The organism is Alkalihalophilus lindianensis (genome assembly GCF_032843265.1).
In the GTDB taxonomy this organism is placed as follows: Bacteria; Bacillota; Bacilli; order Bacillales; family Bacillaceae_D; genus Alkalihalophilus; species Alkalihalophilus lindianensis.
The window spans coordinates 1-274 of record NZ_JAWJBA010000281.1; the positions used below are offsets into that span (position 1 = coordinate 1).

Here is a 274-nt window from a genome sequence, read left to right on the forward strand (position 1 = left end):
GTTCAGCTCAATTTGAATCCTCGCAAACGCCTTCGGATTATCCGGCTCATCACCGTCCTCATTCGGCTCCACTAGCTCTTGTTCCAACAAATCGCGAACTTGCAGGCCCTCCTTTTCGGCCCGTTTCATCAAATCCTGAATTTGTCGAATAAACTGCGGATCGAGCTTCACCCAGCGCCCGCGAATATAGACAAGCCGCCGCTTTTCCTCGACAAGCTTACCAAACTCTTCCTCGGACAAATCGACCCCATTCATCGAAAATCGCCAGTTGAAA

1 protein-coding gene is annotated in these 274 nt (G+C 50.4%); it reads right to left on the bottom strand.

Going from position 1 to position 274, the window contains the following annotated elements; translation table 11 throughout:
* The coding region (locus RYX56_RS22260; RefSeq protein ID WP_317124106.1) for an SNF2 helicase-associated domain-containing protein at window positions 1-274 on the bottom strand (274 nt) is incomplete at both ends.